Annotated in this window: 11 protein-coding genes; 3 read left to right on the top strand and 8 right to left on the bottom strand. The window is 35.9% G+C overall.

Annotated features, from left to right (window positions below):
• The first annotated feature begins 13 nt into the window (after positions 1 to 13).
• Positions 14 to 1018, top strand: a complete 1005-nt coding sequence (locus tag ACXX8U_RS07055; RefSeq protein ID WP_458565237.1) for a PorP/SprF family type IX secretion system membrane protein — start codon at positions 14 to 16, stop codon at positions 1016 to 1018.
• Positions 1019 to 1714: 696 nt separating this feature from the next.
• Here ACXX8U_RS07055 and ACXX8U_RS07050 read toward each other — a convergent pair.
• The 4 genes from ACXX8U_RS07050 to clpB all read right to left on the bottom strand — a co-directional run bounded on the left by ACXX8U_RS07050 (position 1715) and on the right by clpB (position 7661).
• Positions 1715 to 1969 (bottom strand): PH domain-containing protein, encoded by a 255-nt coding sequence (locus tag ACXX8U_RS07050; RefSeq protein ID WP_210789801.1) that lies wholly within the window; start codon positions 1967 to 1969, stop codon positions 1715 to 1717.
• Positions 1970 to 2212: 243 nt separating this feature from the next.
• Complete coding sequence (locus ACXX8U_RS07045; protein ID WP_458565236.1) at positions 2213 to 3088, bottom strand: DUF808 domain-containing protein; 876 nt, start codon at positions 3086 to 3088, stop codon at positions 2213 to 2215.
• Positions 3089 to 3443: 355 nt separating this feature from the next.
• Positions 3444 to 4775, bottom strand: coding sequence for an amidohydrolase family protein (locus tag ACXX8U_RS07040; protein ID WP_458565235.1), 1332 nt, complete (start codon positions 4773 to 4775; stop codon positions 3444 to 3446).
• A 282-nt stretch (positions 4776 to 5057) separates the two neighbouring features.
• A complete protein-coding gene (gene clpB, locus ACXX8U_RS07035; RefSeq protein WP_458565234.1) occupies positions 5058 to 7661 on the bottom strand; it encodes an ATP-dependent chaperone ClpB in 2604 nt (867 codons plus the stop codon).
• A gap of 143 nt (positions 7662 to 7804) precedes the next feature.
• Here clpB and ytxJ point away from each other — a divergent pair, with 143 nt between their 5' ends.
• Both ytxJ and ACXX8U_RS07025 read left to right on the top strand, forming a co-directional pair.
• On the top strand, positions 7805 to 8194 hold the full coding sequence (ytxJ, locus tag ACXX8U_RS07030; protein ID WP_458565233.1) for a bacillithiol system redox-active protein YtxJ: 390 nt from the start codon (positions 7805 to 7807) through the stop codon (positions 8192 to 8194).
• 41 nt (positions 8195 to 8235) lie between these two features.
• Complete coding sequence (locus ACXX8U_RS07025; protein ID WP_458565232.1) at positions 8236 to 8913, top strand: hypothetical protein; 678 nt, start codon at positions 8236 to 8238, stop codon at positions 8911 to 8913.
• 120 nt (positions 8914 to 9033) lie between these two features.
• On the opposite strand, the gene ACXX8U_RS07020 is transcribed toward ACXX8U_RS07025, so the two are convergent.
• The 4 genes from ACXX8U_RS07020 to ACXX8U_RS07005 all read right to left on the bottom strand — a co-directional run bounded on the left by ACXX8U_RS07020 (position 9034) and on the right by ACXX8U_RS07005 (position 13811).
• Positions 9034 to 10197 carry a hypothetical protein gene (locus ACXX8U_RS07020; protein ID WP_458565231.1) on the bottom strand — a complete coding sequence of 388 codons (1164 nt, stop codon included), beginning with the start codon at positions 10195 to 10197 and terminating at the stop codon, positions 9034 to 9036.
• Entirely contained in the window at positions 10181 to 11179 is a 999-nt protein-coding gene (locus tag ACXX8U_RS07015) for a DUF2157 domain-containing protein (protein WP_458565230.1), read from the bottom strand. The genes ACXX8U_RS07020 and ACXX8U_RS07015 overlap by 17 nt, the downstream gene beginning before the upstream one ends.
• Positions 11180 to 11314: 135 nt before the next feature.
• Positions 11315 to 12595 carry an argininosuccinate lyase gene (gene argH / locus ACXX8U_RS07010; protein WP_458565229.1) on the bottom strand — a complete coding sequence of 427 codons (1281 nt, stop codon included), beginning with the start codon at positions 12593 to 12595 and terminating at the stop codon, positions 11315 to 11317.
• A gap of 145 nt (positions 12596 to 12740) precedes the next feature.
• On the bottom strand, positions 12741 to 13811 hold the full coding sequence (locus tag ACXX8U_RS07005) for a M20 family metallo-hydrolase (protein ID WP_458565228.1): 1071 nt from the start codon (positions 13809 to 13811) through the stop codon (positions 12741 to 12743).
• Positions 13812 to 13868: the final 57 nt, after the last annotated feature.

Below are 13868 nucleotides of genomic sequence, written 5' to 3'. Positions count from 1 at the left end.
AAAGCATTTTAGAATGAATTTTAAATTTTTTATTACCACTGTTATTACTGCTTGCTTTTTTGCGACAAGTACTGCACAAGATCCTATTTTTACACAATATTTTTTGGTTCCTGAAACACTAAATCCGGGTTTTACAGGTTTTATGGAAACAACTTACACAGGTATAATTCACCGTGAGCAATGGCCTGATTTGGCTTTAAAAATTGATACAGATTATGCTTTTTTAAATACTTGGAATGAAGAAATGAATTCTGGTTTTGGAATTAGCATTTTGAATCAAAGGGAAAACGCCAGTAATTACACATTCACGCAACTGAATGCAAACTATGCTTATCGTGTTAAAATTAGTGATAATTGGCAATTTCGACCAGCTATAGAGGCAGGTTTTGGCTTTAAATCATTTGCATTTCAAAACTTACTTCTAGAAGATCAAATTAATATTAGAACAGGAATTATCAATGCTAGTTCGATTGATCCTTTACTTAGAAACGAGAAAATTAGCTTTTTTGATGTGAGTGCAGGAATGGTTTTTAATACGGATGATATGTGGATTGGTCTTTCAATGAAACATTTAAACAAGCCAAATATTGCGCTTACTCAAGATGGAAATTTACCTTTGAACACATTTTTTTCATTGAGTGCAGGATATGAATTTTTATTAGCCAATTACATTGATGTTAAATTCTTTCCATACGAAACAAAGTTGTTTTTGACGTCTAATTACATGCAACAAGGTCGCTACAATCGTGTTGATTTAGGAGCCTCATTATTGTTTGAAAAAATGTTTTTTGGTGCCACTGCAGTGACCAATCCTGCTAAAAATGGTTTGAACAGTCAATTGCTAACTTCTGTCAATTTATTTACAGGCTTGCAATACGATCATTTAAGATTGGGATTGGCTTATGATTTAAACACGTCAAAAATTGGTAAAACAGGCGGGATTTATGAGTTATCCTTAACCTATCAATTTAATCTGGATAAAAAGTGTTTTGGTTGTCCCAATTATACTGGACGTTAGTTATACTTCTCGAACTTGATGAGGTGATGGTTTGAAGGTGTTAGCTTTTTCGATTAAAGACAAAATTTCAAATACAAAACAATCTTTAAATTCAGCTTACAGTCCGATCTTGTCAAACGCCTGCTAGCGGTAGTTTTTACAAATAATTTTTCGTGATCAAATACATTGGCAATAGTATACTCAATACTATAAAAATTAAACCAAAAAGTCTGTCAGCAAAAAGTTCTACATTTCCACTATAAAATAGTTCACGCGGTGGAGTTTTCGGATCTCTTTTTTTCTTGCCCAAAATGCGATTAATAATATTCTGTAGAGGAAAAGAGAATATAATGGACAAAACCAAATAAGTGCAAAGTTCGGTTTTCCACTTTCGGCTGATTCAAAGTTTAAGATTGCCAAAATTCCGCAAACTATGCAAACACATAAAATTATTAAAAATGGTTGTCTTTCGCGCAATGCTTTTCGGCTAATGAAAAAAATTGCTGGAATCAATATCAAACCAATAAAATAGAAATCTTCGAGCATGTTTTTAGGTTTGTATTCTTTTCAGTGCATTCTTGGTACTAAAGCATTTTATTATTTATCATTCCTGTTCAAAAGGGAATCTTTAGGTGACTAAATATTTAGATTTAAGCCTTTTAACTAGAATTTTTATTTGATTGGCTTGCGCTAAAAGTTGAGTATTGGTTTATTGTTTTACTCTGAATCTAGTTCACCAACTTCTTCAATTTGATCGAGAATATTGGTTTGATTAGGTGAAATGTAATTTTTTATTTCTGTGGGAGTATCTTTTTTAAATAGTAGATCTAAAGCATTATAAAGTTTTAAAAGTACATCTCGATCTTCTTTTGCAATGGCTACGGAGTTGTTAAAATCAAAAACATAGTTGTTTGAGTTTCGAACTTCAACTTTAATGGTTTTGGGTGTGATTTTAAATTTTACAATATCCATATTACTTTATTTTTAACGCTGATTCTCTTTTCTATTTTGCTTATTTAGCAGCTGCTGTACTTTTATTTGATACTTCAAAACTACTAGAAATTTCTATAATTACAATGGTCAAAAGAGGGTCTTTTTGAATAATCTTTTGTTGTATTCGAAAATAATTTTTTGGATTTTTATTTCGAAAAAAATTGCTTTCAAAAAAAAATCAGTCCGAAGACTGATTTTGTATTCTGTATTTAAAGCAAAAACTTAATGTGCTTTCTTACCAAAAATTTTCTTTGCTAACATTACTACGATCAAAACGGCTAGTCCAAATCCTAAACCGTAAGCGAATTCCATTACAAATGCAGGAAGTGGTGTTTTAATATGGTGTAAAAATGGAATGTAGTGTGCAAATATACCTCCGGCTACCAAAAGTAAAGCGATGGTACCAATTACAGATAAAGCTTTGATGATTAGTGGTAAAGCTTTGACTAAAACTGTTCCGAATTTATAAGTGAAACTTTTTTCATTGGAGTTCAATTGAATGAGTTTTAAGCCTGCTTCGTCCATACGAACAATGACTGCCACGATACCATAAACACCAACAGTTGCCAATAATGCAATGATTGATACCACGGTAATTTGCTTTCCGATAGGTTCTCCAAGTACGGTACCAAGTGCAATAATTACTATTTCGACTGAAAGTATAAAGTCGGTTACAATAGCCGATTTAATTTTTTCTTTTTCAAATGTTAGTACTTGCTCTTCGGTCCATTCTGTGGTTGTAATTTCTACTTTTGCGTGTTCGTGTGGAAAAAAATATTCGTAGATTTTTTCGGCTCCTTCGTACGCCAAGTACAAACCACCTAGTACCAAAATTACAGTAACAGCAGTTGGTAAAAAAGCACTGAGTACAAATGCGATGGGTAGAATGATTACTTTGTTCAAGAGAGAGCCTTTTGAGATGGCCCACAGCACAGGTAATTCTCTATTGGAAACGAAGCCGGAAGCTTTTTCAGCATTCACTGCTAAGTCATCGCCCAAAATCCCTGCTGTTTTTTTTGCAGCTACTTTGCTCATGACAGCCACGTCATCCATCATTGCTGCGATATCATCTAATAATGCGAAAAATCCTGATGCCATAATTCTAGTTTTTAGTAGGGCTTGCACTAACTTATTGCTTTATAGCAGTAACCCATTGTATTGTTTTGTGGTGCGAAGCTAAAACTTTTTTGCTTTAAAAAAAAGTATAGTAGAAAGGCTTTGTAGCAGTTTTATTCAATATTTGATGCTTTGGTTCGGAAGGATTGCGCTAAGGTTAGCGACTGCTGAAAAATAGTTGTCGATTATAGCCCTGATCGAAGCGGTATCCACGGCGCATAGCAAAGTGATTTAGCGTAGAGCAGGACTAATAGTCTTGAAGTGATAGGATTTATGTGCTCCTAATATTATCAGTTGGTTACCAAATAATCGAAGTAGTGATTTTTGAAGTCCGACTTTACTTTTGTTCTTGGTTCAGATAAGGATCTCCGTTGTGTATAACTTGGTAAATTGCTGTTGTGTTTTTTACATCTGTTAAAGGGTTTTGATTTAAAATTAGGAGGTCGGCAATTTTATCTTCTGCCACATATCCTTTTTCGTAAGTAGGTCCAAACCAAATGGCGGGATTTACAGTAGCAGTTTTCAATGCTTCGAAGTTACTTAAACCAGCCACAGTAAATCGTTCGATTTCTTGATGTAAGGACAGGCCAGGAACCAACCAAGGATTTGGAAAATCGGTTCCGGCTAGCAATTGTGCTTTTTCTTTGTGCAGTAAAGCCACGGTTTGATGCTGAAATTTAGTGTAATTAGTAAGTTCAGGAGTGTTGCCAAAACCGGTGCTTTGCCACCAACCTAATAGGCCATCTAAACCGGGATGAATTTTAGTTTTTAAAATGTTTTTACAAAAAATAGTATCTGTTTTATTGTAAAATAGGACTAGAGTAGGGCAGTTCCAAATTTTATTTTTTACTGTTTGGCTCACTGCAGTTTTAAGTTTTTCGTTATTTATCGATTTTGATGAAACTTCGTCAAACGGGACGTCATAATTTTTCAGCATTATTTTTTTAGGTAAGCTATCTTGGGCGTGAGCAAAACGTGCATAACCGCTCATATGCTGAATTTCGCCAGTAGCATTCTGAAAGAATTTTGATTTTTCTAGGTCGGTCGGAATGTGGTAGGTAACTTTAATTGTATTAGCCTTGCAATACGCAACCGCTTCCTGAAAAACGTCTTGTTTGAGTCTACTATAAAGTTTTATAAAATCATATCCTTTTTTAAGTTGCTCTTGTATTACTGGAATGATTTGTTCTTTTTTTGTCACGATTGGGCCTTGATGGTCAGCACCAAAAGACGGTGGATCACCATCAATTAACTCTGAGGCAACATAAATATCGGGTAGTCCTTTTAGTTTATTGGTTCGAATACTATCTCTTTTTACGCGTATGGCATCGTTTCCGGCCATTACTCTTATAGTGGTTACTCCATATTTCATAAAAAACGGTAATGCATACGTATCCATGTACGGATTGGAATGCATGTGCATATCCACTAGTGTGGGCATGATGTATTTACCAGTACAATCGATAGTTTTTACGTTTTCAGTGTTTTTCCATTTCGTACTGGGAATTATTTTAGATATTTTATTTCCTGTGATTAAAACGGTTTGATTTAATAGTACTTTGTCATTTTTCATTGTAATGATATTGCCGTTAAGCAAAGCAAGATCTGGTTTTTGGCAGTAACTAGCTGTGTAAGCCAAAAGAATAAAAGTAAAAATGAGTTTTTTCATATTGGTAGTTAGTTTAGAAATCAAAGAAAAGCATAATTTTTTTTTAATCAAATTTTAGCTACCAAAAAGTAAAGGTTAAATCACTCAAAATAGGATTGTTGCTGCGTGGATTAGTTGTTTTTTGTAATTTTTTATTTTCATTTTAAAAAAGAATAAAGTTGGAATATTGGATTGTTGAGGGCTTAAATTTCGTCTGAAGAAATAAAAAAAACACCTTCAAAAGATAAATTTCTTTTGAAGATGTTTTGAAAATGTTGCCTTACCTGAACTGATTTCGAGTTATTAATTTACCAATTCTGTTTGATTCCTGAAAACTAATTTTCCATCAAAGGCATCGATTAACACAATGCTATCTGTGGTAATTTTTCCAGAAAGTATCTCTTTTGAAAGTTCGTTGAGCACTTCTCTTTGGATGACTCTTTTTACCGGTCTAGCGCCAAATTGCGGATCGTATCCTTTTTTTGATAAGTAATCAATCGCTTCGGGCGTTGCATCTATCGTGATTCCTTGCGCCGCTAACATTTTTACCACACTCTTTAATTGTAAACCTACAATTTGAGCGATATTAGAGTGAGATAGTGGAGTGAACATCACAATTTCGTCAATACGATTGATGAATTCTGGTCGAACCGTCTGTTTTAATAAACCTAAAACTTCTACTTTGGCAGCTTCGGTTGCGGCTTCAACGCTTCCGCTTAAATTATCAAATTTATCTTGAATGATTTGGCTTCCCATGTTAGAAGTCATAATGATAATCGTGTTTTTGAAATCGGCCAAACGTCCTTTGTTATCCGTTAAACGTCCTTCGTCTAAAACTTGTAACAAGATATTGAATGTATCAGGATGTGCTTTTTCAATTTCATCGAGCAGTATAACAGAATAAGGTTTTCTGCGCACGGCCTCAGTCAATTGTCCACCTTCGTCATAACCCACATATCCCGGAGGTGCACCTACCAATCGGCTCACACTGTGGCGTTCTTGATATTCACTCATATCTATTCGGGTCATGGCGCTTTCATCATCAAAAAGGTATTCCGCTAAGGCTTTGGCCAATTCGGTTTTTCCAACTCCCGTTGTTCCCAAAAACAGAAAAGTTCCTACTGGTTTTTTCATATCTTGTAATCCTGCACGACTACGTCTAACGGCATCGCTCACGGCTTGAATCGCTTCTTCTTGGCCTACAACGCGCAGGTGCAATTCATCTTCTAGTTTTAAAAGTTTTTCGCGTTCGCCTTGTAGCATTTTCATGACCGGAATTCCTGTCCATTTAGCAACAACTTCGGCAATATCTTCTTTGGTTACTTCTTCTTTTATCAAAGAGGTACCCGATTGATTCTCTTGTAATTGTTTTGTCAAAGCAGCAAGTTGTTCTTGCGCTTCTTTGATTTTTCCGTATCGAATTTCGGCTACCTTACCATAATCTCCATCTCGTTCCGCTCTTTCGGCCTCATATTTCAGGTCTTCAATTTGTGTTTTGATGATTTGAATGCCATCAACTACATCTTTTTCTGATTTCCATTTGGCAAAAATCTCGTTGCGTTCTTCCTTTAAATTAGCCAAATCAAGGCCTAAAATTTTGAGCTTGTTTTCGTCTTTTTCACGTTTTATAGCTTCGATTTCAATTTCGAGTTGCATAATTTTACGATCCAAAACATCCAATTCTTCTGGTTTCGAATTGATTTCCATACGCAATTTTGAAGCTGCCTCGTCCATCAAATCGATGGCTTTGTCCGGAAGAAAACGGTTGGTAATGTAACGTTGTGATAATTCGACAGCAGCAATGATAGCCTCATCCTTAATTTGTACTTTATGATGCGTTTCGTATTTTTCTTTGATGCCTCGTAAAATTGAAATGGCGCTTTCGGTATCCGGTTCCTCGATCATGATTTTTTGAAAACGTCTCTCGAGTGCTTTGTCTTTTTCAAAATATTTTTGATATTCATCAAGCGTTGTAGCACCAATTGCACGTAATTCACCACGTGCCAAGGCCGGTTTCAAAATATTGGCCGCGTCCATAGCGCCCTCGCCACCGCCTGCACCTACGAGGGTGTGAATTTCATCTATAAAAAGAACAATATCGCCATTAGCAGCGGTCACTTCTTTCACAACCGATTTTAAACGTTCTTCAAACTCACCTTTGTATTTGGCACCCGCAATTAAAGCGCCCATGTCAAGAGAGAAAACCAATTTATCTTTTAAATTTTCAGGTACATCGCCATCCACAATTCGGTGTGCCAAACCTTCGGCAATAGCTGTTTTTCCTACTCCCGGTTCACCAACTAGCATTGGATTGTTTTTGGTTCGTCGGGTTAATATTTGCAATACCCTTCTGATCTCTTCATCGCGACCAATAACGGGGTCTAATTTGCCAGAGCGCGCCAGTTCATTTAGATTTTTTGCGTATTTGTTTAAGGAATTATACGTCTCTTCTGCTGATGCTGAAGTTACTCTTTCACCTTTTCTGAGTTCTTCAATAGCAGCTTTTAATCCTTTTGAAGTAACGCCTTGATCTTTCAAAATTTGAGCAACCTTAGCTTTCGATTCGAATATGGCTAAGAGCAAATGCTCAATAGAAACGTATTCATCATTCATTTTTTTACTGATGATTTCAGCTTCGTTCAAGGTGCTGTTTGCGATGCGAGAAAGCATGATTTCGCCTCCAGAAACCTTCGGGAAATTTTGTAAACTGCTGTTAAGAATTTGTTGAAACAACGGAAGGTTTACGTTTAGCTTTTTTAATATAAAGGGCGCTACATTTTCGTCTACTTCAAAAATAGCTTTTAATAGATGTTCGTTTTCAATTTGTTGTTGTCCCAATTCTTGCGCCAACTGCTGTGCGCGTTGTATGGCTTCTTGCGATTTGATGGTAAATTTATTTAAGTTCATCTTTCGGTATATTTAGGTTGAATTAAGTAACTTTGCGTGAGAATATTCAATTTATATTCCATTAGTAAATATACGACAAATTGACATATTAAAGCTGTTTTTTGCTTTTTTAAAATGTCAAAATGTCTTAAAAACAGACAATTATGAGTTTTTTGAAGAATATTTTTGGTAGTTCTGAGAATCAAGAACAAGCCCAATCAAAAATGCAGTGGAACAATTTAGAGACAATTTCACAGCTGGATGAATTAGTGGCTTTGTCACAAGATCAAGCGGTTGTTATTTTTAAACACAGTACACGCTGTAGTATTAGTCGCATGGCTTTGAAGCAATTTGAAAACGAGTTTGATTTTGCAGATCGTGTACAACCTTTTTATTTAGATTTAATTGCATTCCGCGAGGTATCAAATGAAATTGCAGCTCGTTTTGGAGTTGTTCATCAATCACCACAATTAATTTTGATCAAAGAAGGGAAAGCAGTTTATGATGTTTCGCATAGCGATATTGATGCTGGAGCATTGAAAGCAAAATTGTAAATACCCTCTTTTGAAATAAATAATTGAAAAAAATAGTGTTGATGAAATTAAACAAATGGCTAGTAGCAGGATTAATAAGTTTTCAAATATTATCCTCATGCACAGCGGTGCGAATTAGTGAAGTTAAGGAATACAATAAATCCGAATTCACCTTCGGAACAAATAAAACAGCATTACTAGTTAGTAGTGATGAGGTTGCATTGAAAGAGTTTACTAAAACTTTTGGTAAAAAGTATAAGGAAAAAGAAGATTTCATTAAGGAGTTTGATAGTCTACTTGTTACTACATTAAAAAATGAGAGTGTTTTTGGTACTATTAAAATCGAAAAATCAAGAGATTTGGTTTCTAATGATTCGTTTATATTTAATCTGGAGCAACAAAAAAAAGTAGATTCCTTGTTTACAAATGCAGGAACTGATTATTTGATACGAATTGTAAGGTATGAAATAACAAATAGCATCCAAGGGAACCCAGGTATGATGATGCCAATGGCCGGTGGTGGTATGGGAATGATGGGCGGGGGACAAAGTGAGAGTTGTATTGTAAATTCTCATTTTCAAATTTACGATATCAAGTCTAAGAAAAAAGTCCTAGATTTCGTATCAAAAGGAAGTGGGAGTGTAGTGTTTTTTGCATTTGAGCCAGCACTCAATAAAGCGATAGATAACTCCGTTAAAAATGCAGCGATTTATCTCAAGACAGGAAATGTAAAATTCTAGGTTAAGCAACACATCAAAAAAACCGCAACTTACAAAATTAGGATTTTCGCCTAGTTTGTAAATTGCGGTTTTTTGTTTTACTACTAGTAGATACAACTATTAAAATATAGTTTATTGTACTTAAAATTCTCCCGACGCTCCACCGCCGCTGTAGCCACCGCCACCAAATTTCATCGGTGAATCGGTTGTTTGTTGATTGGTTTGTGCACCACCTACTTGTGTGGAGACTATAATTTCGGCCGCTTGAAATGGAGTAGAATTACTAAAACGGTCAGGTTTAAAGGTAATTCCAGTTGTTTGATTTTGTAATTTTTTGGTCAACACCAAGGTAACTCCAAATAAAAATAACCCGCCAAAAGTTAGTGCTAATTCCAATGGCAGTACAGCGTAGTAAAACCGTATACTATAAATTGAAAATGCCAATGCTGCAAAACCAAGCCAAAGTATAATTTTATTTTTTTGTTGTAATGCTTGATAGATATAACCAACAGGTATAATAAAAGTAAAAATATAGAAAAACCAAGCAAAAGGTATATCTTGACCAGGGTTGATAGCTTGCTGTAGTAAAACCACCGAGAGTTCACGAACTACCAAATAATTCCCCGAAAGATAAAACAACAGATAGCTGTAATAACGAATTAAATCTACATCAAATTTATAAAACGTTGAAGTATGCTGTAACTTTTTGTTCCAAAGTAAAAAAAGGACCAATGCAAACGCCATGCTTACAAATGGTAGTATTGCTGCTGTTTCAGTCCCAAGGTTAAGGATTCCGTAAAAAATACTTACCGTTGCGGCAACACAAGCTAAAAGCAACATACTACGGTGTAAATAACGCAAATAACAGAATGCGGCTGATGTTGTTACTGCAATGGCTATCAAAAATTTGTCTCCCGAGGTATAAATTCCGATGGTAGCTGCCAAGCATATTTGAAATCCGATAATAAAAGCATCATCTAAGCCATGACCGAAATAGTTTTGTCGGGCAAAAAATTCAGTTCCAGCAAGGCCAATTAAGGCAAATACAAAAAATAGAACTTCAAAATGCTCACCTGTAACTTGAAGAATTGATAGCGCAATAAATCCACAAATCGAAGAATATAAAAAACTCCCTAGTAGTAAAAATGCAACTCGTAAAAACCAATTTTGGTTACTTTTAAAATCGACTAACTCTTTTTTAATGTTGCTGTAATGCTCTTCAGAAATGAAGCCGGCATCTTGTAATGCTTTGGCTTCTTCGCTCAGGTATTTATTTTGTAGTAGTGTTTTATCGTGTACTATCATGTGCAATTTTTTTATTGAAGTCTTTAATTACTTTTATGAATAAAACAATGGAACCTATAAAATAGCCTGGAATTACCATAAAAAAGAGGCTTTCAATCGCACCAAGATCAATTAGTGAAAGTAGTCTACCTAGTAGAATGTTGCAGCCGATATAGCCATAAAGACAAGTAAAAACAAAGAGCGAAACTGCTTTTTCTTGATAACTAAATTTGTAAAACAAATAACAAGTAGAACCAAGTACAATGGCAAAAATAGGCCAATATGTTTCGACAAGCTGCGAAAGACAAGCCAATGCAATAAGGTGTAAGGCGAAAGTGAGGTATAAAAAAGTAAAATGGGTTTTTAAATCGATGCGTTTACTGTATTGCGACCAAAATAAAAGTGCAAATCCAAGTATAATTGCCGTGTAACAAAGAAAATCGGTAGCGATGGTTTCGTTATTTAGTAAAGCCTGTGGACTTACTGTAAGTCCAACTGCAGCAGCAAGTCCGGAGATGGAAAGTGATAAAATACTCTTGTTGTCAAAATAGTAAGCGGAATAAAAACCAATTGCGGTTGGCACCAATGTGGCCAAGTTGTTATAAGTGCCAAAAACTTTATATTGGTATTGCAAATAGCCAAAAAACACACAAGTTAACAACTGAGCCGCTAAAAGGAGATAGTCCAAAATAGGATTGTCAAAGGAAACTTCCTGCTTGTGAAAACCTTTTGCATTTTTATTACAAAAGTAAAAACAACCAATAGTTGCCATTAAAATTAATGCTAAAAGTATCGTGTGGCCAATGGTATCAATGTTTTGATAAATTAGTATTCCGATACCGCTACTTATTGCCAATACGGATCCATAAAGCAACAATTTAAGTTCGTTGTGCAATGAAAAAATCTTCAATTTTCGATAGTCTTGCACTGCATCGAATTGTGATTTGTCGATTAACTTCCGATCAAAAAGGTCCTGAGTAAGTTGTTCTTGGTGGTTATGCATAATTGTTACTGACTTTTTGTATTTCAAATATAGACATTAATTGCTAATGAAATCTTTAGGACGATTATCAAAAAAAAAATCCACTCAAAGCGAATGGATTTTTAAAGTAGTTGTGGTTGTTGCAGTAGTTGCATCTTAAAATGTGTTGTCCATTTTATGTTTTATTTCATCTAGGCAAAGGTTGTTGATACTGCCTTCGTGAGTGTGTTGCGTAGCTTGAGGCGATTCGTAGCTGCCGTTTTCTAATTGTTCTGCAACGGCTTTGTAGGCATCTCTAAAAGGCATGCCTGCTACTACCATTTCATTTAAAGTATCTACAGTAAACAAATAGTCGTATTTTTTATCGTTTAGGATGTGTTCCTTAACTTGAATGTCTTTAATTGAAAACAAAGCGATATCCAAACAAGCTTTTAAGTTTTGAATGGCCGGAAAGAGACCTTCTTTTAAAAGTTGTAAATCACGGTGGTAACCACTTGGCAAATTGTTGGTTATTAGTGTAATTTCATATGGTAAAGCTTGAATTTTGTTGCACTTTCCACGAATTAATTCAAAAACATCAGGATTTTTTTTATGAGGCATGATGCTAGAACCTGTGGTTAAATGAGCAGGTAAACCAATAAAATCAAAATTCTGACTCATGTACAAGCATACGTCCATTGAGAATTTTGCCAAAGTTGCGGCTACACTGCTCATGGCAAAAGCAACGCTTTTTTCTGATTTTCCTCGGCTCATTTGTGCAGCTACCGAGTTGAATTTTAAAGTTTTAAATCCCAATTCGGCAGTAGTAAAACTTCGATTGATGGGAAAGGAACTTCCATAACCGGCTGCTGAACCAAGCGGATTTTGGTCGACAATTGCAAGTGCAGCATTGAGCATGCTAATATCGTCAATGAGAGTTTCGGCGTATGCTGAAAACCACATCCCGAAAGAGGAAGGCATGGCGATTTGCAAATGCGTATAACCTGGCAATAGCACGTTTTGATGCTCTTTGGCCAAATCCATTAACAAATCGAATAGTGCTTTTACTTGAGTTTTAAAATCAGTTATGACATCTTTGAGGTACAAATTTACGTCTACAAGGACTTGATCGTTACGAGAACGAGCGGTGTGTATTTTTTTACCAGCATCGCCTAGTTTTTCAGTGAGTAGGTATTCGATTTTTGAATGCACATCTTCAAAACTATCTTCAATTTCAAATTGGCCAGCAGCCACATCTTTTATGATTTGTTCCAAAGCCTCGACCAATGAGTTTGTTTCTTCGTTGCTTAATAAGCCAATGGAGCCTAACATTTTGGCATGCGCAATAGAGCCTAGTGCGTCGTATTTAGCAAGTACTAGGTCTAATTCTCGGTCGTTGCCAACGGTAAAATGTTCTATTTGTTTGTCGGTAGGTATTCCTTTTTCCCAAAGTTTCATATTCGTTTTTGTTTCTGGTTTACCATTTCGATTTTGTTTTTGAAAAGGTAAAATAGGTTTTTATTCGTGTTGTTTGTAGCCCTGATAGTAGTGGAAATCCTTTTATGGCGGGGTTCGCCATGAAAGATTGCAACGGATAGCAGGATTAGCTCCTAAAAAAATCGCTTAGGATTTGAATGTACAATTGAATTCCTTCTTCGATTTCGTTGAGGTATATAAATTCGTTAGCAGAGTGTGACCGAAGTGTATCGCCAGGACCAAGTTTTAAAGATTGACAACTCAAAACCGACTGATCAGAAAGGGTAGGAGAGCCATAAGTGGTTCGGCCTAGCGCAACTCCTGCCTGAACTAGCCCGTGATTTACAGGAATAGAGGAAGCGTTGAGGTGCATGGATCTTGGGGTAACTTGTGCTGTAAGATGTGCTGCTATGGTTTGTAAAATCTCTTCATTGCTATAGCAATCATTTACACGAATATCGACTACCAAATGGCATTCGGCGGGAACTACGTTGTGTTGTTTGCCGGCATTGATTTGCGTTACCGTCATTTTAACAGGCCCAAGAATCTCTGAAACTTTATCGAATTGAAAACTATTGAACCACTCGATTACTGAAATTGCGTTGTAGATAGCGTTATCAGGATTGTGATGTGCGGCATGGCTAGCGGTACCTTTTACAACAACATCAAGCACTAATAATCCTTTTTCGGCAACGGCTAGTTGCATCAAAGTTGGTTCGCCTACAATGGCACAGTCTAGTTCTGGTAAGTGTTTCAATACGCTGTTTAAACCATTTTTTCCGCTGCTTTCTTCTTCTGCCGAAGCGACCATAACTATGTTGTACGGTAGATTTTCAAGTGGGAAAAAATGTGAAAAAGTAGCCAATAACGATACCAAACAACCTCCAGCATCATTGCTACCTAAGCCAAAAAGCTTGCCTTCTTGTTCGATTGGCTCAAATGGATCGAGGGTGTAACCTTGATTGGGTTTTACCGTATCATGATGTGAATTGAGCAGTAAGGTTGGTTTTGATGCATCAAAAAAGTGATTGTAGGCCCAAATATTATTGTTTTCGCGCTCAAAAGGAATGGCATTGGTGCGAAACCAATTTTCAATCAATAGTGCGGTTTGCTGCTCTTCGCTGGAGAAAGAAGGTGTTGCGATGAGTGCTTTGAGCAAACTGATGGCCTCTTGTGTAAGTTGTGCTGTGTTTTTCATAAGTTGGGTTGCCACAAATATGGGTCAGGAACGGTAAAAAGGTTGCAATACATTATA

The sequence above is a fragment of the Flavobacterium sp. GNP001 genome (assembly GCF_054343775.1).
Note: the sequence above shows the minus strand (reverse complement) of the source record. Positions and strands in the feature narration are given on the sequence as shown.